Annotated in this window: 20 protein-coding genes; 12 read left to right on the top strand and 8 right to left on the bottom strand. The window is 73.9% G+C overall.

What is annotated here, in order from left to right; all coding sequences use genetic code 11:
- The coding region (gene pdxR / locus RBH18_RS34035) for a MocR-like pyridoxine biosynthesis transcription factor PdxR (RefSeq protein WP_306214589.1) at positions 1–1,253 on the top strand (1,253 nt) is incomplete at its 5' end.
- On the opposite strand, the gene RBH18_RS34030 is transcribed toward pdxR, so the two are convergent.
- The 4 genes from RBH18_RS34030 to RBH18_RS34015 all read right to left on the bottom strand — a co-directional run bounded on the left by RBH18_RS34030 (position 1,157) and on the right by RBH18_RS34015 (position 4,139).
- Entirely contained in the window at positions 1,157–2,422 is a 1,266-nt protein-coding gene (locus tag RBH18_RS34030; RefSeq protein ID WP_306214588.1) for an APC family permease, read from the bottom strand. The genes pdxR and RBH18_RS34030 overlap by 97 nt on opposite strands.
- A 10-nt stretch (positions 2,423–2,432) precedes the next feature.
- Positions 2,433–2,768, bottom strand: a complete 336-nt coding sequence (locus tag RBH18_RS34025) for a hypothetical protein (protein ID WP_306214587.1) — start codon at positions 2,766–2,768, stop codon at positions 2,433–2,435.
- Between the two features lie 243 nt (positions 2,769–3,011).
- Positions 3,012–3,464: a hypothetical protein gene (locus RBH18_RS34020; RefSeq protein ID WP_306214586.1), complete on the bottom strand. Its 453-nt coding sequence runs from the start codon at positions 3,462–3,464 to the stop codon at positions 3,012–3,014.
- Positions 3,465–3,524: 60 nt separating this feature from the next.
- Positions 3,525–4,139, bottom strand: a complete 615-nt coding sequence (locus RBH18_RS34015; RefSeq protein ID WP_306214585.1) for a TIGR03085 family metal-binding protein — start codon at positions 4,137–4,139, stop codon at positions 3,525–3,527.
- Between the two features lie 163 nt (positions 4,140–4,302).
- On the opposite strand from RBH18_RS34015, the gene RBH18_RS34010 reads away from it, so the two are divergent.
- On the top strand, positions 4,303–6,069 hold the full coding sequence (locus RBH18_RS34010) for an ABC transporter ATP-binding protein (protein WP_306214591.1): 1,767 nt from the start codon (positions 4,303–4,305) through the stop codon (positions 6,067–6,069).
- The gene (locus RBH18_RS34005; RefSeq protein WP_306214584.1) at positions 6,066–7,838 is read left to right on the top strand and encodes an ABC transporter ATP-binding protein; all 1,773 of its coding nucleotides are present in this window, start codon (positions 6,066–6,068) and stop codon (positions 7,836–7,838) included. Before RBH18_RS34010 ends, RBH18_RS34005 begins: the two co-directional genes overlap by 4 nt.
- Here RBH18_RS34005 and RBH18_RS34000 read toward each other — a convergent pair whose 3' ends face one another.
- Positions 7,839–8,726, bottom strand: a complete 888-nt coding sequence (locus tag RBH18_RS34000; protein ID WP_306214583.1) for a LysR family transcriptional regulator — start codon at positions 8,724–8,726, stop codon at positions 7,839–7,841.
- A gap of 77 nt (positions 8,727–8,803) precedes the next feature.
- On the opposite strand from RBH18_RS34000, the gene RBH18_RS33995 reads away from it, so the two are divergent.
- Complete coding sequence (locus RBH18_RS33995) at positions 8,804–10,042, top strand: MFS transporter (protein WP_306214582.1); 1,239 nt, start codon at positions 8,804–8,806, stop codon at positions 10,040–10,042.
- Between the two features lie 57 nt (positions 10,043–10,099).
- Here the strand turns inward: RBH18_RS33995 and rpsD are convergent, their stop codons facing one another.
- Complete coding sequence (rpsD, locus tag RBH18_RS33990) at positions 10,100–10,708, bottom strand: 30S ribosomal protein S4 (protein WP_306214581.1); 609 nt, start codon at positions 10,706–10,708, stop codon at positions 10,100–10,102.
- A gap of 86 nt (positions 10,709–10,794) precedes the next feature.
- Here rpsD and RBH18_RS33985 point away from each other — a divergent pair, with 86 nt between their 5' ends.
- The gene (locus RBH18_RS33985) at positions 10,795–11,523 is read left to right on the top strand and encodes a DUF2470 domain-containing protein (protein WP_306214580.1); all 729 of its coding nucleotides are present in this window, start codon (positions 10,795–10,797) and stop codon (positions 11,521–11,523) included.
- A 175-nt stretch (positions 11,524–11,698) separates the two neighbouring features.
- Here RBH18_RS33985 and RBH18_RS33980 read toward each other — a convergent pair whose 3' ends face one another.
- A complete protein-coding gene (locus RBH18_RS33980; RefSeq protein WP_306214579.1) occupies positions 11,699–14,911 on the bottom strand; it encodes a hypothetical protein in 3,213 nt (1,070 codons plus the stop codon).
- Positions 14,912–15,100: 189 nt separating this feature from the next.
- On the opposite strand from RBH18_RS33980, the gene hisI reads away from it, so the two are divergent.
- The 3 genes from hisI (at position 15,101) to RBH18_RS33965 (ending at position 17,855) form a co-directional block, all read left to right on the top strand.
- Positions 15,101–15,490, top strand: a complete 390-nt coding sequence (hisI, locus tag RBH18_RS33975; protein ID WP_306214578.1) for a phosphoribosyl-AMP cyclohydrolase — start codon at positions 15,101–15,103, stop codon at positions 15,488–15,490.
- Positions 15,487–17,025, top strand: a complete 1,539-nt coding sequence (locus tag RBH18_RS33970; RefSeq protein ID WP_306214577.1) for an anthranilate synthase component I — start codon at positions 15,487–15,489, stop codon at positions 17,023–17,025. The genes hisI and RBH18_RS33970 overlap by 4 nt, the downstream gene beginning before the upstream one ends.
- A 317-nt stretch (positions 17,026–17,342) precedes the next feature.
- Complete coding sequence (locus RBH18_RS33965) at positions 17,343–17,855, top strand: Trp biosynthesis-associated membrane protein (protein WP_306214576.1); 513 nt, start codon at positions 17,343–17,345, stop codon at positions 17,853–17,855.
- Between the two features lie 313 nt (positions 17,856–18,168).
- On the opposite strand, the gene RBH18_RS33960 is transcribed toward RBH18_RS33965, so the two are convergent.
- Positions 18,169–18,432, bottom strand: a complete 264-nt coding sequence (locus RBH18_RS33960; RefSeq protein WP_306214575.1) for a hypothetical protein — start codon at positions 18,430–18,432, stop codon at positions 18,169–18,171.
- 420 nt (positions 18,433–18,852) lie between these two features.
- Between RBH18_RS33960 and trpC the strand changes: the two genes are divergently transcribed.
- The 4 genes from trpC to lgt form a co-directional block, all read left to right on the top strand.
- Positions 18,853–19,656 carry an indole-3-glycerol phosphate synthase TrpC gene (gene trpC / locus RBH18_RS33955; RefSeq protein WP_306214590.1) on the top strand — a complete coding sequence of 268 codons (804 nt, stop codon included), beginning with the start codon at positions 18,853–18,855 and terminating at the stop codon, positions 19,654–19,656.
- Positions 19,653–20,873 carry a tryptophan synthase subunit beta gene (gene trpB / locus RBH18_RS33950; RefSeq protein WP_372339035.1) on the top strand — a complete coding sequence of 407 codons (1,221 nt, stop codon included), beginning with the start codon at positions 19,653–19,655 and terminating at the stop codon, positions 20,871–20,873. Before trpC ends, trpB begins: the two co-directional genes overlap by 4 nt.
- Positions 20,870–21,676 (top strand): tryptophan synthase subunit alpha, encoded by an 807-nt coding sequence (gene trpA, locus RBH18_RS33945; protein WP_306214574.1) that lies wholly within the window; start codon positions 20,870–20,872, stop codon positions 21,674–21,676. The genes trpB and trpA overlap by 4 nt, the downstream gene beginning before the upstream one ends.
- A gap of 34 nt (positions 21,677–21,710) precedes the next feature.
- Positions 21,711–22,552: prolipoprotein diacylglyceryl transferase (gene lgt / locus RBH18_RS33940; protein WP_306214573.1), on the top strand; the 842-nt coding region annotated here is incomplete at its 3' end.

The following is a 22,552-nucleotide window of genomic DNA, read 5'->3' as shown; positions in this document are numbered from 1 at the left end:
CCGGGGTGGCGCGCAACAGCGTGGCGACCGCCTACGAGCAGCTGGTCGCCGAGGGCTATCTCACCGCGCGGACGGGCGCCGGGACCTTCGTGGCACGGGTACGCCCCGAGCCCGCCGCCCGCCGCCGGCACGCCGACCCGCTGCGGCCGCGGGCGGGGTGGACGTTCGCGCCGGCGCCGGCGAGCGCGGCCGAGCCGGTTCCGCGCTACGACTTCCGGACCGGGATCCCGGACGCGGGGCTCTTCCCGTTCGAGACGTGGCGCCGGCTGGTGGCGGGGGAGCTGCGGCTGGGCGCCAACGCCCCCGGACGGTACGGCGACCCGGCCGGGCACCCCGCGTTGCGCGCCGCGATCGCACGCTACGTGGGCTACTCGCGATCACTGCGCGTGCTGCCCGAGGAGGTCGTCGTCACCAACGGTGCCCACCACGCGCTCGATCTGATCGGCCGGGTCCTGGTGTCGCCCGGGGACGTGGTGGCGGTCGAGGACCCCGGCTATCCGCCCGCGCGGCAGGTGTTCGCGTCGCTCGGTGCGCGCGTGACCGGCGTACCCGTCGACGCGGACGGCCTGGTCGTGGACGCGTTGCCGGACCGGGCGCGGGTGGTCTACACGACGCCGTCGCACCAGTTCCCGCTCGGGCGCGCGATGGGACTCGCCCGGCGGCACGCGCTGCTGGCGTGGGCGGCGCGGCGGCAGGCGGCGATCGTGGAGGACGACTACGACAGCGAGTTCCGGCACTCGGCGCGGCCGCTCGAGCCCCTGCACAGCCTCGACACGGTGGGGCGCGTCCTCTACGTGGGCACGTTCTCGAAGAGCATGCTGCCGAGCCTGCGGACCGGATTCGTGCTGGCCCCCGCCCCGCTGCGGGCGGCGCTGACCGCGGCGCGCCAGCTGGGGGACTCGTACGGGCAGGTGGCCGTGCAGGCGGCGCTCGCCCGCTTCATCGACGAGGGGCTGCTCGCCCGGCACGTACGGCGCGCCGGGCGGGCGTACCGGGACAGGCACGCCCGCGTGGTCGCGGCGCTGAGCGGCCTCCCGCAGCTCGCGCTCGTCCCCTCGGCGGCGGGGTTGCACGTCGCGGCGCTGACGCCGGAGCCGGCCGCGCCGGTGGTCGCCGCGGCCCGGGCGCGCGGGGTGGCGGTCGAGGACCTCGCGAGCTACGGGAGCGACTCGACCGGGTTCGTGCTCGGCTTCGGGGCGATCGACCCGGCGCTGCTCGACGAGGGGCTCTCGATCCTCACGAGCCTGGTGTAGAGCACCGCGCTGCCCGCGACGACCAGGCTGAACAGCGCCGGCCAGCCGGTGAGCACCAGCAGGGCGAGCACGGCGGCCAGCGCCAGAGCGGCACCCCGGCGCGACCATCCGCGCGGCAACAGGCGCAGCGCCGCGGCGGTGCCCAGGATGTAGACGAGCGTGAAACACCCCGTCACCAGCAACATCTGCGTCCGCAACGCGAACGGCGACGCCACCGCGAGCAGGCTGACGACCGTGATGAAGACCAGATTCCGGCGTACGGTGCCGAAGGGCCGGGCGGGCAGGCTGTGCTGCGCGGCGAGCGCGGCGCCGAGGCGGGCGGCCCCGGCGACGTAGGCGTTCATCGCGCCGATCGTGAGCAGCACCGCCACCACCGCGGTGATCGCGCGCACCGGCCCGCCGATCCCCGCGTCCAGCAGATCGGCGAGCGGCGCGGGACTGTCGCCGGCCGCCGGCCCGAGCACGGCGATGCTCGCCGCCGCCACCGCCAGGTAGAGCACCCCGACGATCAGCACCGCCGCGGCCGTCGCCCGGGGCACGTCGCGCCGCGGGTGCCGGTACTCGCCCGACAGCGGCGAGACCGCCTCCCACCCGGCGAAGCCCCACACCAGCACGGCCGCCGCGGCCCCGACCCCCGACCAGCCGTGCGGCGCGAACGGGGTCAGGTGCGACCACCGGGCGTGCGGCAGCGCGGCGAGCACGGTCACCACGAGCAGCACGGCCAGCACCGCCGTCAGGCCCAGCTGCACGGCGCCGGAGATCCGCAGCCCGAACCAGTTCATGACGACCACGATCAGCAGGCACCCCACGAACGTCGCCACCATGGTCGCCCGGCCGCCGCCGAGGACGTCCGCCACGTACCCGCCGGCGAAGGCCGCCGCGGCCGGCGCGCCCAGCGGCACCGCGAAGAAGAAGGACCACCCCACCGCCGCGGCGGCCCGCGGCCCGAAGGCCCGCCGCACGTACGCGGACACGCCGCCACTGTCCGGCCAGCGCGCCCCGAGCGCGGCGAAGGTCCAGGCCAGCGGCGCGGACAACACGATCAGCGCCAGCCACGCCACCAGCGAGGCCGGCCCGGCCAGATCCGCCGCGATCGCGGGCATCGAGATGACCCCGGTCCCCAGCACCGCCCCGACACTGAGCGCAGTCCCCTGCGCACGGCTCAACATGCGTACGACGCTAGATCCGCGAGTGGCTCTCCGCCCGGGCCGATCCGGCGTCATCCGAAGGAGCCAATTCCCGCAGCCCGCGCTCCCACCGCGCGCGCCGCTCCCCGTCGTCCTGCTCCCACCAGGGCGTGCCCCGCTCCCCGAGCGCGACCTTCGCGATCTGCACCCGGTCGCGGGCGGGCCGCGGATCCTCCCCGTTGCGCAGCGCCGCGCCCACGTCCCGCCGGGCGGCCATGAGCGCCCGGCGCAGTTGCGCCCCGGCCTCCTCGGGAATCGCGGGATCGGTGGCCCGCCACTTCCGCCCCTTGACGACGATGTACCGCCCGTCGTCCGTGGTCTCCACCATGATCCGTCGTTACCCCGGGCGGGCCCGCTCAACCGGGTCCGGGCCTCATGAGGTAGACGGTTCGCCGGCTGTCCGCGGCCGTTCGCCAGTAGGCGCGCATATGCGGGCTCGCGAAAAAGCATTGTCGCCGCGCGAGCCGAGCAGGGCGACCATGCCGATGCCGAGGCCGACGGCGACCAGCAGGGTGGGTGGCCTTCTTTCTCCGGCGCCTCGGCTCACGCGATCCGTGCTGCGGTCACGGGGTCAGGGGTCGACCCCGCACTCGCGGCGGACCTGCTGCTCGAAGGCTTGGTAGAACCGGGCGAGGTGCTCGTCGCGCTCCTCGCCCTCCTTGGCCAGCCAGTCGTCGAGGATGCGCCGGGCCTCAAGGCTGCCGAACATCCCGATGGCCGTCACCACGGTGGCTTCCGTGCTCACGCGCTCGCCCTTCGGCCACTTCTTCTCCAGCTCGGCGAGCTTGGCGTCGGAGGTGTGCTTGTACTTGGCGCGCTTGCGTTCGATGCGTACGTACCGCAGCAGGGAGAAGTAGGCGTCCCGGCGTTCCTGCCAGAGCCTGGCCTCGCCGGCGGCTTTCTCGCTGCGCGCCGCCAGCCGTTCCATGTGCTCGCGGCCCTGCCGTCCCGCCAGCCAGGTGAAGGCCGCGCCGGACGCGCCGGCCACGGCGGTCGCCACCGGCGCCACCCACTCCCACGCCATGCGTCGAGTGTCCCGGGCGGCGGGCGGCGGGGGTGTCGGGCAGCCGACTGGTGACCGGGGTCAGAGTCCGAGCTGCGCCGTGCGGAGGGAGTCGTCGCCGGTGAGGTCGACCCGGGCGACGCGCTGGCGGCCGGAGAGGAAGAGGACCAGTTCGCCGGGCGGGGCGGTCAGGGTCGTGCGGGGCTCGCCGTCGCGGAGCTGGAGGACGCCGTAGCCCGGGGCCTCGACGCGGACCGGCTGATGCTTGCGCAGGGCGAGGCGGGCGAAGAACTTGGCGTTCTTCCACAGGGCCAGCTCGTGGGCCGGGTCGAGGACGCGCGGCTCCCAGCCGGGCTGGGCGCGGCGGACGTCCTCGTGGTGGATGAACATCTCGCCGCTGTTGGCGGCCTGGTCGGTGAGGGTGTTGCTGACCGGGCTCCACCAGGGCGCGGTGCGGACGTCGGCCACGAGCTCCGGGTAGGGGCGGGCGGCGGCGGCTTGCAGGACGCGGTCGCCGTGGGCGGCGAGCGGCGGGACGAAGCCGGCGAGGGCCGCGTCGGGGCGGCGGTCGCGGACGACGATGTGCGCCGCGAGGTGCCTGGCCTGCCAGCCCTCGCAGACGGTGGGGGCGTCGGGGCCCACCTGGAGCAGGGCGTCGGCGAGCAGGTGGCGTTCCGTGCGCGCGAGGTTCGTCATCCGCAAAGCCTAGGGGACGGGCAACAACTCTGTAATACGAGACACAATCGCCGGGGCATGCCCGGAGGCGGCCGGGACGGCAGGATGGATCGGTAAGGCCGGGCGACCGGCGGGACGCTTACCTCAGGGCGGGACCGATTTGAGCACGAGGGCCAGCCGGGACGTGCTGGGCCGGGGGCTTCGCGTGCTCGGCCGCGCGATTCGCACCGAGCCGCGGCTGTTCACCGTGGGTGTCGTCGGCAGCAGCCTCTTCGGGCTGCTGATCATCGCGAACTCCTACGTGGTGGGGGCCGTCACCGGGCGCGTCGTGGTGCCGGCGTTCACCGAGCACCGGGCGGGCGTGCGCGAGCTGCTGCTGATCGCGGCCGTGTTCGTCGGCATCTCGGTGCTGCGGGTGATCAGCATCTTCGGGCGGCGGCTCGGCGCGGGCTACATGCAGTTCCGGCTCCAGGCGCGCTACCGGCGCGCGGTGACCCGGCGTTACCTGTCCCTGCCGCCGGCGTGGCACGCGCGGCACGCGACGGGCTCGCTGCTGTCGAACGCGAACTCGGACGTGGAGGCGGCGTTCGTCCCCATCGCGCCGCTGCCCTTCGCGGTCGGCACCGTGGTCATGATCTTCGCCGCGGTGCTCTCGCTGTTCTTCACCGACTGGGTGCTGGCGCTGGTCGGGGTGGTGCTGTTCCCGGCGCTGTTCCTGATGAACCTCGTCTACTCGCGCCGCATGTCGCCGCGGCAGATCCGGGCGCAGCGGCTGCGCGCCAAGGTCAGCGCCGTGGCGCACGAGAGCTTCGACGGCGCGCTGGTGGTCAAGACGATGGGCCGCGAGGCGGACGAGTCGCAGCGCTTCCGGGTGCACGTCAGCGAGCTGCGCGACGCGCTGATCTCGGTGGGGCGGCTGCGCGGGCTCTTCGACCCGCTGATGGACGCGCTGCCCAGCATCGGCACGCTGGCGGTGCTGCTGCTCGGGGCGTGGCGGCTGCAGTCGGGCGCGATCACGGTGGCCGACCTGGTCAGCGTGGCGTTCCTGTTCACGGTGCTGGCTTTTCCCGTACGCGCGATCGGCTGGGTGGTCGCCGAGCTGCCGCGCAGCGTCGCCGGGTGGGAGCGGGTGCAGGCCGTGCTCGGCGCCGAGGGCGACCTCGCCTACGGCCCGGTGGCGGAGCCCGGGACCGGTCCGGCCACGCTGCGTTTCGACCAGGTCTCCTTCGCGTACGGGGAGGGCGCCGAGGTCCTGCACGACATCTCCTTCGCCGTCCCGGCCGGGAAGACCGTCGCCCTGGTGGGTGCCACGGGGTCCGGCAAGTCGACGATCGCCTCGCTGGCCGTGCGCCTGGTGGACCCGGGGAGCGGCACGGTCACCGTGGACGGGCGGCCGCTGCCCGAGCTGGCGATGAGTGCCCTGGCGGCCACGTCGGCGCTGGTCCCGCAGGTGCCGTTCATCTTCGACGACACCGTGCGCGGCAACATCACGCTGGAGCGGGAGGGCGTCGGCGACGAGGCGGCCTGGTCGGCGCTGCGGCTCGCGCAGGCCGACGGGTTCGTGGCGAAGCTGCCCGAGGCGCTCGACACGGCGGTCGGCGAGCGCGGCACGTCCCTCTCCGGCGGGCAGCGGCAGCGGCTCACCCTGGCCCGCGCGCTCGCCGGGCGGCCGCGGCTGCTGGTGCTCGACGACGCGACGAGCGCGGTCGACCCCCGCGTGGAGGCGGCGATCCTGGGGGCGCTGCGCGGCAACGACGCCGGGGCCTCGATCCTGGTCGTCGCGTACCGGCGGGCGACGATCGCGCTGGCCGACGAGGTGGTCTTCCTGCAGGACGGCCGGGTCGCGGCGGTCGGCACGCACACCGAGCTGATGGCGACGGTCCCCGGCTACCGCGAGCTGGTGACCGCCTACGAGCAGGCCGAGACCGAGGAAGAGACGGTGCAGGCATGACGGCCGCGGTGGTCGAGGAGGGGACGCTGGCGACCGTACGCCGCGGGGTGAAGCTGTCGCCCGAGCTGCGGCCCGGGCTGGCGGGGACGATCGCGCTGGCGTTCGTGTCGATGGCGGGCCGGGTCGCGGTGCCGATCGCCGTGCAGCAGGGCATCGACCGGGGCATCCGCGCGCCCGGCGGCCCGCACCTCGGCGTCGTGCTGACCATCGTGCTGATCACGCTCGGGCTGCTGGTGGTCTCGACGACGTGCGGCTATCTGATGACGCGCCGGCTGTTCACGGTGAGCGAGACGGCGCTGGCGTCGCTGCGCTCGCGGACCTTCCGGCACATCCACGACCTGTCCATGCTGCACCAGCAGTCCGAGCGCCGCGGGTCGCTGGTCTCCCGGGTGACCGGCGACGTCGACCAGATCACCCAGTTCCTGCAGACCGGCGGCGTGCAGCTGCTGCTCACCGGCGGGCAGGTGGCGGTCACGACGATCGTCATGCTGGTCTATTCGTGGCAGCTGACACTCGTGGTCTTCGCCGCGTTCGTGCCCGCGGTCATCGTGATCCGGCTGTTCCAGAAGCGGCTCGCCGCCGTCTACCGGGTGGTCCGCGAGCGCACCGGGATCATGCTGGGCGCGGTCGCCGAGAGCGTGGTCGGGGCCGCGGTCATCCGGGCGTACGGCGTCCGCTCCCGCACCGAGAAGCGGCTCGACGACGCGATCGGCACGCTGCGCGTCGCCCAGCAGCGGGCCCTGCGTACCAGTGTCACCAGCTTCTCCACCGGGGAGATCGCGGCCGGCGTGGCGCTCGCCGCCGTCGTGGTCGTCGGGGTGCTGCTCGGCGTGGACGGCGGGCTGACCGTGGGCAAGCTCACCGCGTTCCTGTTCCTGGTGACGCTGTTCATCCAGCCCGTGCAGATCGCCACCGAGGTGCTCAACGAGGCGCAGAACGCCGTGGCCGGCTGGCGGCGGGTGCTCGACGTGCTGGACATCAAGCCCGACGTGGCCGACCCGGACACCGACGGCGTCGCGCTGCCGCCGGGGCCGCTGTCCGTGCGCTTCGCCGACGTCTCGTACCGCTATCCGGGCGGGCCGATCGTGCTCGCCGACGTGGACCTGGCGATCGCGGCGCGGACCAAGGTGGCGGTGGTCGGGGAGACCGGCAGCGGCAAGACGACCTTCGCGAAGCTGCTCACCCGGCTGATGGACCCGGCCGGCGGGGAGGTGCTGCTGGGGGACACGCCGCTGACGTCCGTACGCTTCGACTCGCTGCGCTCGCGCGTCGTCATGGTGCCGCAGGACGGGTTCCTCTTCGACGCGACCGTGGCGGAGAACATCCGCTTCGCCGCCCCGGGTCTCACCGACGAGCAGCTGACCGATGCTTTCGCCGAGCTCGGTCTCGGCGACTGGCTGGCCGGGCTGCCGCAGCGGCTCGAGACGCCCGTGGGGGAGCGCGGCGAGGCGCTGAGCGTGGGCGAGCGGCAGCTGGTCGCGCTGGTCCGGGCCTATGTGGCCGACCCCGACCTGCTCGTGCTCGACGAGGCGACGAGCGCGGTCGACCCCGCCACCGAGGTACGCCTCCAGCGGGCCCTCGACACGGTGACGCGCGGCCGTACGACCGTGGCGATCGCGCACCGGCTGTCCACGGCGCAGGCCGCCGACGAGGTCATCGTGGTCGACGCGGGCCGCGTGGTGCAGCGCGGGCCGCACGCGGAGCTGGTCCGCGAGGAGGGCTCGATCTACGCCAAGCTCTACGCGTCGTGGCTGGAGCAGACGCGCTGATCAGGTCGTGGCCGCCGCGCGGGCGAGGGTGGCCAGCCGGGCCGCGGCGGCGCTGAGGGTGCGGTCGCGGGCGGTGCCGACGCTCACCCACATGGTGAAGTCGGCGTCGTCGACGGGCAGCCAGCACAGCCGGTCGTCGGACTCGGCCAGATAGCGCGGCAGGAAGCCGACGCCCAGCCCGTTGCGCACCAGGGCGGCGGTGTCGGCGGTGTCGGACGTCTCGTAGCGGACCTCGCGGTGCAGGCCCCGCCTGCTCAGCTCCGCGTCGACCAGGGTGCGGTTGGCGAAGCCGGCCCGGAAGTCGACGAACCGCAGGCCGGTCACCTCGGCGAGCGAGATGCGGTCGCGCCCGGCGAGGGGATGATCCGGGGTGACCGCGAGGCCGAGCGGCGAGCTGGCGAGCGGGTCGATGCGCAGGTCGGGGTAGTCCTCCGGGGTGGCCGACAGGAAGGCGACATCGATGTCGCCCCGGCGCAGGGCGGTGGCCATGCCGGCGGTGCCGGTGGCGGACGGGGCGATGTGCATCGTGACGTCGGGATGGTCGCGGCTGAACCGGCCGAGCAGCGCCGGGATGTCGAAGAGGGTCACGTTCGTCATGTAGCCGATGCGGATCGCCCCCGACAGCCCGCCGCGCACGGCCTCGACAGCGTCGTGCGCCGCGCGGAACGCGGCGAGGATCACGGTGGCGTGCTCCAGCAGCACCTGCCCGGCGGGCGTGAGGCGCACCCGGCGCGTGGTGCGGTCGAAGAGCCGCTCACCGAGGTCCGTCTCGAGCGCCGCGACCGTCGCGGACACCGCCGACTGCACGAGGAAGAGCTCCGCGGCGGCCCGGGTGAAGCTGCCCGTGCGGGCCACCGCGGCGAAGACCTCCAGCTGCCGGCGCTCCATGATCCATCTCCTCCTGCGATCAATGGCATCGTATCTGAGCGTTGGACCCGATGGATCATGCGCAGCACACTGGGCGCATGACAGTTATCTCCCCGACCCGGCCGGCTGTGGGCCCGGCGCGCCGCGGGGTCAGCCACGGCTCGGGGTTCTGGATCGCCTCGGCCGCCTTCCTGATCGTGATGGCGTACAGCACCGTGCCCACCCCGCTGTGGTCGCTCTACCAGCAGCGGGACGGGTTCTCGACGTTCGCCGTGACGATCGCCTTCGCCGCGTACGCGGTCGGGGTCGTGATCTCGCTCTTCCTCGCCGGGCATCTGGGCGACACGCTCGGCCGCCGGCGGCTGCTGCTCCCGGCGATCGGGCTCGAGATCGTCTCCGCCGTGATCTTCCTCGCGTGGACGGCGCTGCCCGGCCTGATCGTCGCCCGGGTCATCTCCGGGCTCGGCATCGGCATGCTCACCGCCACGGTGACGGCGCACATCATCGACCTGCACCTGCGGGCCCGCCCCGGCGCCGGCCCGGTGCGCGGCCAGCTGGTCTCGGGCGCGGCCAACCTCGGCGGCTTCGGGCTCGGCGCCCTGCTCTCCGGCGTGCTCGCGCGGTGGGCGCCGGCGCCGCTCGTGACGCCGATGGTCGTCTTCCTGGTGCTGCTGGTGGTGGCCTTCGTGGGGGTGGCCGTGGTGCCGGAGACGGCGGCCCGCCCGGAACCGCGACCCGCCTACCGGCCGCAGCGGGTGCGGGTGCCCCGGGCGGCGCGGGGACGGTTCTTCCTGAGCGGCGGGATCGCGTTCGCCGCGTTCTCGGTGCTCGGCCTCTTCACGTCGCTCGCGCCGATCTTCGTCGCCGGTCAGCTGCACATCACGTCGCGGGCGGTCGCCGGGGCCGTCGTCTTCGTCACGTTCGCGTCGGCCGTGGTGGCGCAGATCGCCGTACGGCCGCTGAGCCTGCGGGCCCAGGTCGTGCTCGGGGCGCTGCTGCTGGTGCTCGGCATCGGGGCGCTGACCGCGGTGGTCCTGGCCACCGGCAGCATCGTCTACTTCCTGGCCGGCGGCGTCCTCAGCGGCGCCGGGGCGGGGACGCTCTTCAAGGCGGCCCTGGCGGTGGCCGGCACGCTGGCCCAGCCGGCGAACCGGGGTGAGGTGCTGGCGGGGATCTTCCTGCTCGGCTACATCGGGCTGACGCTGCCGGTCGTAGGCATCGGCGTCGCCACGCTGTCGGTGTCGCTCGCGACCGCGCTGACCGGCTTCGCCGTCGTCATCATCGCGCTGACGCTGATCGCTGCCGTCCCGCTCGCCGCGGCCCTGCGGCGCGCTTGACCCTCGCGGTCGCGACACGGCCCCGGCACGCCGTTGTGCCGGGGCCGCTGCTCGCGGTCAGCGTGCGTAGAACTCGACGACCAGCTGCTCGTCGCAGATCACGGGAACCTCGGAGCGCTCGGCCTTGCGGATGACCGTCGTCCGCAGGTCCTCGAGCACCGTGGACAGGTACGGCGCGGTCGGGCCGTCGATGTGCGCGCCGGTCGCCGCGATCTGGAACGGCGGCTTCTGGCGGCTGCTCTCGCGAACCTCGACGACCTGGCCGGGCTTCAGGCGGTAGGACGGGCGGTCGACCTTCTTGCCGTCCACGGTGAAGTGGCCGTGCGCGACGAGCTGACGGGCCTGGTAGATCGTGCGGGCCAGGCCGGCGCGCTGCACGGTGGCGTCGAGGCGGCTCTCCAGCAGGGCGACCAGGTTCTCGCCGGTCTTGCCGCCGCGGCGGTGGGCCTCGTCGTAGGCGGCCCGCATCTGCGACTCGCTGATGTTGTACTGGTGGCGCAGCCGCTGCTTCTCCAGCAGCCGCACCTGGTAGTCCGAGGACTTGCGCCGGCCGCGGCCGTGCACGCCGGGCGGGAACGGGCGCCGCTCGAAGTACTTGACGCACTTACGGGTGAGAGGGATGCCGAGAGCCCGCGACAGCCGGGCCTTGGGTCGGGAGTTGTTCACGGGCGATCTTTCTTCCTCCGGGGCAGGTGTTACGGTTAGCCTCGCCTTACTAAGGTTAGCCTAACCGTTGCTCGGAGGACGCTGACATGCAGCCCACCCATGCCGAGGTCGCGCGGACGATCGCCGCAGGCCATCTGCCCGCCACGGCGCACATCGCGTGCCGCCCGGGGCCCTACCCCGTCCGGCACGTGACCGACGCCCAGGGCCGGGTGCTGCTGCTCTCGCCCCGCGACGGCGCCCTCGCCACCGCGCTGCGGCCCGGCCCGGACACCGACGACACCGCCCTGGTCCTCGACATCCCCGACGTGCCGCCGGTCGCCGGGGCGCCGTCGCTCGGCCGCGTGTGGGTCGCCGGCTGGGCCGTCCAGCTCGACGGCGACGAGGCCCGCCAGGCGGCCCTCGACTACGCCGACACCGACCCGGCCACCGACCTGCTCGACGTCGGCGACTCCCAGGTCATCCACCGCATGGACGTGGCCGAGGTGCGCTACGAGCGCAACGAGGTGCTCCGCGACGTCGACCCGGACGACTACGCCGCCGCCACGCCCGACCCGCTGCGCGCCATCGAGTTCGACCTCATCGCCGACCTCGCCGACCACCACGTCACCGAGATGTCCGACTACGTGCGGCGGCAGCTCGGCAAGAACGCGCGGCCCGGCGACGACCCGCGGGTGGTGCGGCTCGACCGGTACGGCTTCCTGGTGCGGCTCGGCGACCGGCTCGCGCGGCTGTCCTTCCCGCGCCCGGTGGCCGACCGGCACGATCTGGCGCACCTGCTGCACCCGATCCTCTGCCACCGGTGCGCGCACGCCTGAGCGATCCGTCGCTTCGTTGCGCGCGCTCCCCGGGCGGCTCGCCCTCGCAGGGTGACCCGGCTACGGCCAGGTCGCCTCGGCGCGAGCGCCACCTGGGGTGAGGGAACGCCGCAACCACTCCACCGTCGCGTCGCGAACAGCCGGTGCGGCGGGCGCGTTCGTCGGGCCGGCGTCCTCAGAGGTCCAGGATGCGGTCCAGGAACTCGCGGTAGTTGCGCATGGCCATCCGCATGCTCTCCGTGTCCGGCGTGGACGTCTCCCGCAGCGGGTCCAGCTCGTCCCGCTCCGCCAGCATCGCCGCGGACAACTCCCCGACGGCGTCGCTGATCAGATCCCGGGCCCGCTCGAGCGCACTCACCGGATCGTCGACGAACTGCGCCTTCACCTCGTGCCACTCACCCCGGAACCGGGCCCCGGCAGCCTCGTCCCAGAACGAGATCGCCGTGCCGCCGACATCCCCGGGCCGCAGCTGAGCCACCCCGGCATCCTCGCCGGCCAGGGCGTGAACCTTGGTTCGCCGATCGTCGTCGCCGGTCCCGGGCCCGAGGTCGTCGCCGGCGCCGGCGTCCGGGCCGGCGGTCACGATCCGCTCGACGGCCAGCTCGCTCGCGACGACCCGATCGACGACCAGCTCACGGTGGTCGCCGGAGGGATCGATGTCGCGCTCGGCGTGCTCTGCGGCGCTGCTGCCTTCGGCGCTGTTCTCCACCAGGCCGGCGCTGTCCTCTTCGGCGCTGCTTCCGGCCTCTTCGGCGTTGCTCCCGGCCTCTTCGGCGCTGCTTCCGGCTTCTTCGGCGTTCCTCCCGGCGACCGGCGCCAGATCGGGCGATGAGGCTTCCGGCGTGTTCGGGGTCGTAGCGCGCTCCTGCCCGGCCATGGGCTCCGCCGCTACCTCGGGCTCGACCGTCAGCAGGGATTCGTCCTCGTGCTCGGGCACCGGCGGGAGGTCGTCGACAGTCTCGTCCTGCGGCTCGGGCACCGGCGGGAGTTCGTCTTCGATCTCGTCCTCGGGCTCGGTCCGGCGACGCCTTCCGCCGGAGACGGGCAGCGACGGCAGGCCGGCCACGGGTGCCGGATACATCGGATGCGGCGGAAGGGGACTGACCGGCGCGGTGCCGGTGGCCGATGCCTCGTCCCGCTCGCCGATGCCCTGCTCGTCGACGGACCAGTCCGAGCCGAGATCATGAGTCGGCTCCACGCCCATGCCCGGCGCGGGAACACGGGCCGACCCCGTCACACTCACCTGCGCGCGACCGGTTGCCGCCTCCCGCTCACCGCCTTCCGCCGTGGCGAGATCGGCGGCCGGCGGGTCGGCGAACTGTCGCGGGCCGCCGTCCGCTCCGGCCTCCGCGGAGGGCTGGCGATCATCGTCGTCCGGCGCGGAACGGCGAGCAACGTAGGGCTTCGCCTGCTCGCCGGGCGCGAGACCGTCGTCCGGCGGAAGGTTGTCGTCGCCCGGGTGGTCGTCGTGGAGCGGGTGGTCGTCATCCGCCGGGGGGTCGTCCGGCCGCTCGGGGTGCGGGGTCCAGCTGTCGGGCAGGGGAGGGTTGCCCGCCCGCGTGAAGGGCGACGGCGCGTAGAGAGGCACGCTGGCCTGCGCGGGCGGCGCGAACGGGCCCGGCTCGTCCAGCGGGTCCGGCGCCGCAGGTCCGGCGGGGCTTAGCTGGTGGTCGCCGGGCGCTGTGCTGTCGAAGCCGACCAGGGCTTCTGCGGATCGGTCATCTCCGGTGTGGATTGGTTCGCTGGCGGCCACCGGCTCGTCGTGGGAGCTGTCGCCGAGGGGCTCGGCGAGGGGGTCGCCAAGGGGGTCGCCGAGGGGGTCGCCAAGGGGGTCGCCAAGGGGGTCGCCGAGGGGCTCAGCGAGGGGGTCGCCGAGGGGCTCGCCGAAGGGGTCGTCCGCGAGGGGTGCTTCGCCCGAGGGGAAGAACGGTCCCCGGCTGCCGTCGGTCGAAGCCCATCCGCCGTAGCCGCTGGTGGAAGCCGGTCCTTCGCGGTCGTCGGTGGCGGTCCTTCCGTCGTGACCGTTGGTGGTCAGCGGGCCGTCGTGACCGTTCGGGGTCAGCGGGCCGTCGTGACCGTTGGTGGTCAGCGGGCCGTCGTGGCCGTTGGCGGTGGTTGCCGGCCCGGCGTGGCCGTTGGTGGGGTGACCGTTGGCGTGACCGTTGGCGTGGCCGTTGATGCGCGGCGACGTCTCGTCCAGACGGCGGAGACCGCCGAGAAGGCCGCCGAGGAGGGCCTCGGTGGGGCGGCGGGAGCCGAGGGCCACCATCTGCGCGTCGAAGGGGAGGGGCGGCAATTTGCCGGATTTGTTCGGCTCGTGGGGCTGGTCCGTGTCGCCCTGCTCCTGTGAGCCGTCCGAGTTGTCCGGAGAGTGTGGCCACTGTGCCTCGCCGGAGGGGTCCGGCTCGTCGGTGCGGGACTCCGGCGCCGGACGTCCGGCCCGGCCCAGCGCCTGACCCGAGATGTCGTCGCCGGGGTAGGTGTCGTCGGGTGTGCCCTGCTCCTGGTCGGGCGACGGGTAGGCGTTCCAGGGCAGCCGCGGCTCGGGCGCCCGGGGCGGCGCCGGGAACGTACCCGCGTCCGGCACCCGGAAGCGGCCGGCGTCCGGCATCGGGGGAAGGTCCGGACGGACGTCGGACGGCCGTGGGGCCTCGGCATCGTTGGCGTGCGCCACGGGAGGGACGGGATCCGGGTCGGTGGCGCGCGAGGGGGAGGGCGTCGGCCCGAGGTCGGTGGCGTGCAAGGAGGAGGGCGTGGGCCCGAGGTCGGGGGGGCGGGAGGGCGTGGGCTCGGGGCCGGGGGCGCGCAGGGTGGGGTGGATGGGCTCCGGGTCGGGGTCGTGCAGGCTCGGGAACTCCGGCATGCGGGCCGGGTCGGTCGCCGGGTCGGCGCCGGCGCCGGGCGGGCGGCCGAAGTGGGGCATGCGGCCGTGGTCGGCCTCGGGGGCCGGGTGGGGCAGGTCGAAGGCGTTGAAGCTGCCGATCTCCGGGAGGTCCATGCCCGGGATGCCGTTCGGAACCCCGGCGGTGCCGCGCGGTCTGCGGGAATCGCCCGGAATGCCCGTGGGCGTCGGCGGGGCGGTGGGCGCGCTGTCGTCCCGGTCACCGGTCGAGGCGGCAGCCGGCCATGCGGCGGAGGGGCGGCTGGTCGAGGGGTCGGCCGGGTGTGCGGCGAAGGGGCGGCCGATTGCGGGTTCGTCCGGGTGCGCGGCGAAGGAGTGGCCGGTCGCGGGGGCGTCCGGGTGCGCGGCGGAGGGGCCGGCGGGCTGGTCCGCCGGGTCGTCCTCGCCGGGCTGCCGGGGCTCGGGGGTGGGGTGGCCCGGCGCCGGCCAGAAGCGGGCCGAGCCGTAGGGCCGGCGGCTGTCGTCGGGGTGGGCCGTGGGCTCCATGTGCGTGAGACTCCCGTCACCTCAGCGCGGCCCCCGGGTGGGCGCGCAGGCGCGACACCCGGGGCAGGCGCGGCGCACGACGACGGTACCGTCCCGGGCTCGGTGCTCACACCCCCAGTGCGGCTCCGTGACCGGATCGTGGGCTACCGGCTCGTGGACGCGGCGGCCGGTGCGAGACAATCTGGGACTGTGCCAGCAGACCTCGAGAATCAGCCCGTACGGCCGTCCGCCCTCGACCCGCGGATCGCCGCCCGCCTGCGCCGCGGCGACGACGGCCTCGTCGCCGCCGTCGTGCGTGAGCACGGCACCGGTGACGTGCTCATGCTGGCCTGGATGGACGACGAGGCGCTGCACCGGACGCTCACGACGGGGCGGGCCACCTACTGGTCGCGCAGCCGCCGGGAGTACTGGGTGAAGGGCGCCACCTCCGGCCACCACCAGTACGTGCGCGACGTCGCCCTCGACTGCGACGGCGACGCGCTGCTGGTCACGGTCGAGCAGGTCGGCGCGGCCTGCCACACCGGCTCGCACAGCTGCTTCAGCAACGCCCTGCCGGTGACCCCGGAGGAGGCCAAGTGACCAGCGGAGCCGTGCAGCCGGACGAGGCGATCTTCGTCACTCTGGCGGCGAAGCGCCGGGTCGTGCCCGTGATCCGGCGGCTGCTCGCCGACGGGGAGACGCCCATCGGGGTCTACCGGAAGCTGGCCGGGGGGCCGGGGACGTTCCTGCTCGAGTCCGCCGAGCAGGGCGCCGGGTCGGCGGCGTGGTCCCGTTACTCCTTTATCGGCGTGCGCAGCGCCGCCACCCTGATCGAGCGGGACGGGCAGGCCGAGTGGCTCGGCACCCCGCCGGCGGGCGTGCCGCTCGACGGCGATCCGGTGGCCGCGCTACGAGCGACGGTTGCCGCGCTGGCCCAGCCCGAGGAGAGCCCGTCGGAGGATCTGCCGCCGCTGACCGGGGGCATGGTCGGCTACCTGAGCTATGACCTGGTGCGGCGCTTCGAGCGGCTGCCCGCCACGGCGACGGACGACGTACCGCTGCCCGAGATCGGCATGATGCTCGCCACCGATCTCGTGGTGCTGGACCACTACGACGGGTCGGCCATCCTCGTCGCCAACGCCGTGCTGCCCGAGCGGGCCGGCGCGGAGGAGGCGCGGGCCGCTTACCACCAGGCGGTCGGCCGGCTGGACGCGATGACCACCGCGCTGTCCCGGCCCACCCCGCCGATGATCTCCACGGTGGAGCGGAAGCCGCCCGGCGAGGTGGTGAGCCGCACGGCGCCCGGCGACTACCAGAAGGCGGTCGAGTCGGCCAAGGAGGCGATCCGGGCCGGCGACTGCTTCCAGATCGTCGTCGCGCAGCGGTTCGAGCGGGCGACCGACGCGGATCCGCTGGACGTCTACCGGGTGCTGCGGGCGACGAACCCGAGCCCGTACATGTATTTGTTGCGCTTCGACGACTTCGACATCGTCGGGTCCTCTCCGGAGGCTCACCTCAAGGTGTCCGAGGAGGAGGGCGGCGTACGCCGGGCCCTGCTCCACCCGATCGCCGGCACCCGCTGGCGCGGCGCGACGCCGGAGCTGGACAACGCCCTGGCCGCCGAGCTGCTCGCCGACCCCAAGGAGCGGGCCGAGCACGTCATGCTGGTCGACCTGGGCCGCAACGACCTGGGCCGGGTGTGCAAGGCCGGCTCGGTGGAGGTGCCCGACTTCGCGCGGATCGAGCGCTACAGCCACGTCATGCACATCGTGTCGACCGTCGTGGGGGAGCTGCGCGACGACCGGACGGCGTTCGACGCGCTGGCGGCGACGTTCCCGGCGGGCACGCTGTCCGGGGCCCCCAAGGTCCGGGCCATGGAGATCATCGAGAGCCTCGAGCCGGTCCGCCGCGGCCTGTACGGCGGCACGGTCGGCTACTTCGGCTTCGGCGGCGACATGGACATGGCGATCGCGATCCGCACGGCGCTGATGACCGGCGGCCACGCCTACGTCGGGGCCGGCGCGGGCATCGTGGCCGACTCCGACCCGGCCTCCGAGGAGCAGGAGACCCGCAACAAGGCCGCCGCCGTCCTCGCCGCGATCGCCGCCGCCGAAACCCTCCGCGCGGCCCGCTGATGCCCGCCGACGACAGCACCCCCGCGGACAAAACGGGCGAAGAGGCGGCCACCGGGCAGCGATCAGCGCAGCAGCAGACAGCGCCGCAGGAGCAGACAGCGCCGCAGGAGCAGGCAGCGCGGCAGGAGCAGGCGGCACCGCACGCAGCGCGGCAGCAGCAGACGGCGGGGCGGCAGCAGGCAGCGCCGCGGGAGCAGACAGTGCCGCACGCAGCGCGGCAAGAGCAGACAGCGGGGCAGCAGCAGACACCGGGGCGGCCGCAGGAGCAGGCGGAGCAAGGGCAGCGGGCAACGCCAAGCCGGAGGCTGGCGTATGCAGTGCTGGCCACCGCGGCCGGCGCCGGCCTGGCGCTCTGGGGCATCACCCGCACGTGGTCGACCAAGGTCACCGACCGCCCGGGGCTGACCCAGCTGCGCGAGAGCCACCCCGGGACGGACACGGCGCCCCTGGTGCTCGCCCTCGCTCTCGTGGCGCTGGCCGGCGCCGGGGCCCTCTTCGCCACGAAGGGGGTGGTGCGGCGGGTCCTCGGCGTTCTCATCGCGCTGGCCGGGGCGGGGACGGCGGTCGCCGCGATCGTCGGCCGCGCGGGCCTGGAGCTTGGCAACGCGGGCGCCGGGGGCACGGTCTGGCCGATCGTCTGCGTCGCCGGTGGCCTGCTGGTCGTCCTGGGTGGGTGGTGGACCGTCCGGCACGGGCACGAGTGGCCCGGGATGGGGGCCCGCTACGAGCGCACCGTCACCGCCCCGGCGGCGGACGACACCACCGGCACGGTCGACGCGCGCACGGCCTGGGATGCCCTGGACCGCGGGGACGACCCGACCGCCCGCTGACGAAGGCTGCCTCGTCGGCGCCGGTCGGCAAGGGCAAGGCGAGGTCGGCGCCGGTCGGCAAGGGCAAGGCGAGGTCGGCGCTGGTCGGCAAGGGCAAGGCGAGGTCGGCGCTGGTCGGCAAGGGCAAGGCGAGGTCGGCGCTGGTCAGCCGAGGCAAGGCGAGAGGGATCGCTGCGGGATCGGGCGACCGTGAAGCAGGCGCCTGGGACGGGCCGCGGGTGGAGCGATCGCGGGGCAGGCGCGCGGCCGAAGGGGCCAGGGCCGCGACCGAACGGGCCAGGGCCGCGGCCGAAGGGGCCAGGGCCGCGACGGGTCAGCGCGCGTTGAGGGGCCGGCGGGCCGGGATCGCGCGGGCGTTGCGGGGGCGCGGCGTGGCGGCCAGGGCTGCCACCATGGCGTCCACGTCCGCCCGGGCCTGGGCGCGCGCCTGGTCGGCCAGGACGGCCGCGTAGGCGTTGTCGCGGGCCGTCCGGACGTTGCCGGGGCCGACGACGCGGCGCTCGACGCCGGCGATGAGGTCGGCGGCGGCCGCGACGACGGCGCGGGAGACGGCGGCGAAATTCTGCTCAGAGGCCATCAGGTCAACTCCACAACGGTGAGGATTTGTGCAGCGCGGTCGAGACCAATGCGGTGAGCTCAGGCATCCGTGCGGTCGGGCGGGCCCTGGACAACCCTCGTGTCGATTGTCCGGACCAAGTTTGCCTGATTCTCAGGGTGCCTGCCGCGTGTTACCAGCTCATGAAGCCGCGGTGACCGCCGTGCGGGGTCGTCCGATCGGCCGAAGGGGCCCAGGTGGAGCGCCCACCCACCCCGCCGATAGTGTGACGGAAGTGACACGGTGCGTAGAGGTGGCGCATTATGCCGCAGCCCATCAGGTGAGGATCGCCATACCCCGGAGGGCTGGACAGGACGGCCGCCACCTAGCATCGGCCCGAGGACACCCGGAGAGGGGAGTCGTTAGGTGACATCCGATCAGCGTGGCGCGGGACCCCAGAACGTGCTCGAGGAGATCCTCGCCGGAGTGCGGGAGGACGTGGCAACCCGGCAGGCTCAGGTCTCGCTGGACCAGGTGAAGGCGGCCGCACAGGCGGCACCGCCGGCGATCGACGCGTACGCCGCCCTGCGCAAGCCGGGCGTGGCCGTGATCGCGGAGGTCAAGCGGTCGTCCCCGTCGAAGGGCGCGCTCGCGGACATCCCCGACCCGGCGGAGCTCGCGGGCGAGTACGCCGGTGGCGGCGCGCGGTGCATCAGCGTCCTGACCGAGGGCCGATGGTTCGGCGGCTCGCTCGAGGACCTGGCCGCGGTGCGGGCGGCGGTGCAGGTGCCGGTTCTGCGCAAGGACTTCGTCGTCTCCAGCTATCAGGTGCACGAGGCCCGGGCCCACGGCGCCGACCTCGTGCTGCTCATCGTCGCGGCGCTCGAGCAGAACGTCCTGGTGGGCCTGCTCGAGCGGATCGAGTCGCTGGGCATGACCGCGCTCGTCGAGGTGCACAACGAGGAAGAGGCCGACCGGGCACTGGACGCGGGCGCCCAGGTCATCGGGGTGAACGCCCGGGACCTGCGCACGCTCGAGGTGGACCGGTCCGTCTTCGAGCGGATCGCGCCCGGCGTGCCCGGCAACGTGGTGAAGATCGCCGAGTCCGGCGTCCGGGGCCCGCACGACCTCATCCGGTACGCGTCCGCGGGCGCCGACGCGGTGCTGGTCGGCGAGGGCCTGGTCACCCAGAAGAGCCCCCGCGACGCCGTGGCGGAGCTGGTCAACGCCGGTAACCACCCCGCGACCCCCAGGCCGGTGCGATGACCGACGGACATTTCGGCAGGTACGGCGGCCGCTTCGTCCCCGAGGCGCTCGTCAAGGCGCTCGACGAGCTCGAGACCGCGTACCGGGAGGCGAAGCAGGACCCCGTCTTCCAGGAGCGCTTCGACGGCCTGCTGAAGAACTATGCCGGGACGCCGAGTCTGCTCTACCGGGCCGAGCGGCTCGGTGAAGCCCTCGGAGCCGAGATCTGGCTCAAGCGCGAGGACCTGAACCACACCGGCGCCCACAAGGTGCGCAACGTGCTCGGCCAGGCGCTGCTCGCCAAGCGGATGGGCAAGCCGCGGGTGATCGCCGAGACGGGCGCGGGCCAGCACGGCGTGGCCAGCGCGACGGCCGCGGCGCTGCTCGACCTCGAGTGCGTGGTCTACATGGGCGCCACCGACACCGAGCGTCAGGCGCTCAACGTGGCCCGGATGCGCATGCTCGGCGCCACTGTCATTCCGGTGACGAATGGTTCGCAGACCCTCAAGGACGCGCTCAACGAGGCGCTGCGCGACTGGGTGTCGACCGTCGAGACGACCCACTACCTGCTGGGTACGGCCGCCGGCCCGCACCCGTTCCCGGAGATCGTCCGCGACTTCGTGGGCGGCATCGGCGTCGAGGCGCGGGAGCAGATCCTCGCCGAGACGGGCAAGCTGCCCGACGCCGTGGCGGCCTGTGTCGGCGGCGGCTCCAACGCGATCGGGATCTTCCACGCGTTCGTGCCCGACGAGGGCGTGCGCCTGTACGGCTTCGAGGCGGGCGGCGACGGCGTGGAGACGGGACGCCACGCGGCCTCGATCACGGGCGGGTCGGTCGGGGTGCTGCACGGCAACCGGACGTACCTGCTGCAGGACGAGGACGGGCAGACGATGGAGTCGCACTCCATCTCCGCGGGGCTCGACTACCCGGGCGTCGGCCCGGAGCACGCGTGGCTGCACGACACCGGCCGCGCCACGTACGAGCCCGTGACCGACGCCGAGGCGATGGCCGCGTTCCAGCTGCTGTGCCGTACGGAGGGAATCATCCCCGCGATCGAGAGCGCGCACGCCCTCGCCGGGGCCGCCAAGATCGCGCCGCGGCTGGCCGCCGAGCTGGGCCGCACGCCGACGATCGTGGTGAATCTCTCCGGGCGCGGCGACAAGGACGTGCACACCGCGGGCGCGTACTTCGGGATCCTGGACGACAACGAGGTGCTGGTGCCGGGGGAGAACTCGTGAGCATCGCGGAGACCTTCGCCAAGGCCAAGGCCGAGGACCGGTCGGTGCTGGTCGGCTGCATGCCGGCGGGCTTCCCGACGGTGGACGACTCGATCGCGTCGATGGTGGCGATGGCCGAGTCCGGCTGCGACGTCATCGAGGTCGAGCTGCCCTACTCCGACCCGGTCATGGACGGCCCGGTGATCCAGAAGGCCAGCGACATCGCGCTGGCCAACGGCGTGCGCTCGCGCGACACCCTCAAGATCATCGAAGCGGTCGCGGGTACGGGCGCCACGGTCGTGCTGATGACCTACTGGAACCCGATCGAGAAGTACGGCGTGGACGCGTGGGCCCGGGACCTCGCCGCGGCGGGCGCCACGGGCATGATCACGCCCGACCTGATCCCCGACGAGGGCGCGGAGTGGATCGCCGCCGCGGACAGGTACGGCATCGACCGCACGTTCCTCGTCTCGCCCTCCTCGACCGACGAGCGGCTCGCGATGACCGTGGCGAACTGCCGCGGCTTCGTGTACGCCACCGCGCTCATGGGCGTGACGGGTGCGCGTACCAGTGTGTCGTCGCAGGCCCCCGAGCTGGTCGAGCGGATCCGCAAGGTCGATCCGCACCTGCCGGTGGGTGTGGGTCTCGGGGTCGGGACCGGGGCGCAGGCCGCCGAGGTGGCCGCGTTCGCCGACGGCGTGATCGTCGGCAGCGCGCTGATCCGGTGCGTCCTGGAGGCGCCGGACCTGGCGACCGGGCACGACCGGCTGCGCGCGCTGAGTGCCGAGTTGGCAGAAGGTGTACGCGGCGGCGCGCCCAGGTGACATGACCGGCGCCGGTCGGCGGTAGGGTGCGCGCGTGAAGTACTACGCCCAGATCCCCAGCCCGACCGTCTCGGTGTGGCACGTGCTCGGACTGCCGGTCCGGGCGTACGCCATCTGCATCGTCCTCGGCATCGTGGCCGCCGTCCTGATCATGGAATACCGGCTGCGGCGCCGCGGCGTGGCACCGTGGGTGTCGCTGGACATGGCGGTGTGGGCGGTGCCGTTCGGCATCGTCGGCGCCCGGGTCTATCACGTGATCACGTCGCCGGAGGCCTATTTCGGCGACGGCGGCGACCCGATGCGCGTCTTCCAGATCTGGGAGGGCGGCCTCGGCATCTGGGGCGCGGTCGCCGGCGGCGCGCTCGGCGCCTGGTTCGCCGCCCGCCAGATCGGCCTGCCGCTGTCGGTCTTCGCCGACGCGCTCGCCCCGGGCCTGCCGGTCGCGCAGGCCATCGGCCGGCTCGGCAACTGGTTCAACAACGAGCTCTACGGCAGCGTCACCACCCTGCCGTGGGGCCTGCAGGTGCACGACATGGACCGGTCCAACCCGGGCCACGCCACCGTGATCGACGGCCAGGCCGTGACGCTGCCCGACCTCTACCACCCCACCTTCCTGTACGAGCTCGTCTGGGACCTGGGCGTGGCGGTGTTCGTGTGGCTCCTCGACCGCAAGTACAAGTTCGGGCGCGGCCGCGCGTTCGCCCTCTACGTGATGGCCTACACCGTCGGGCGCTGCTGGATCGAGATGCTGCGCATCGACGAGGCGAACCACATCTTCGGCATCCGCCTCAACGTGTTCACCGCGATCGTGGTGTTCCTGGGCGCGCTGATTTACTTCCTGCTCGTCAAGGGCCCCCGCGAGTACGTCGTGCCGGA

The organism is Actinoplanes oryzae, assembly GCF_030757795.1.
GTDB lineage: Bacteria > Actinomycetota > Actinomycetes > Mycobacteriales > Micromonosporaceae > Actinoplanes.
Note: the sequence above shows the minus strand (reverse complement) of the source record. Positions and strands in the feature narration are given on the sequence as shown.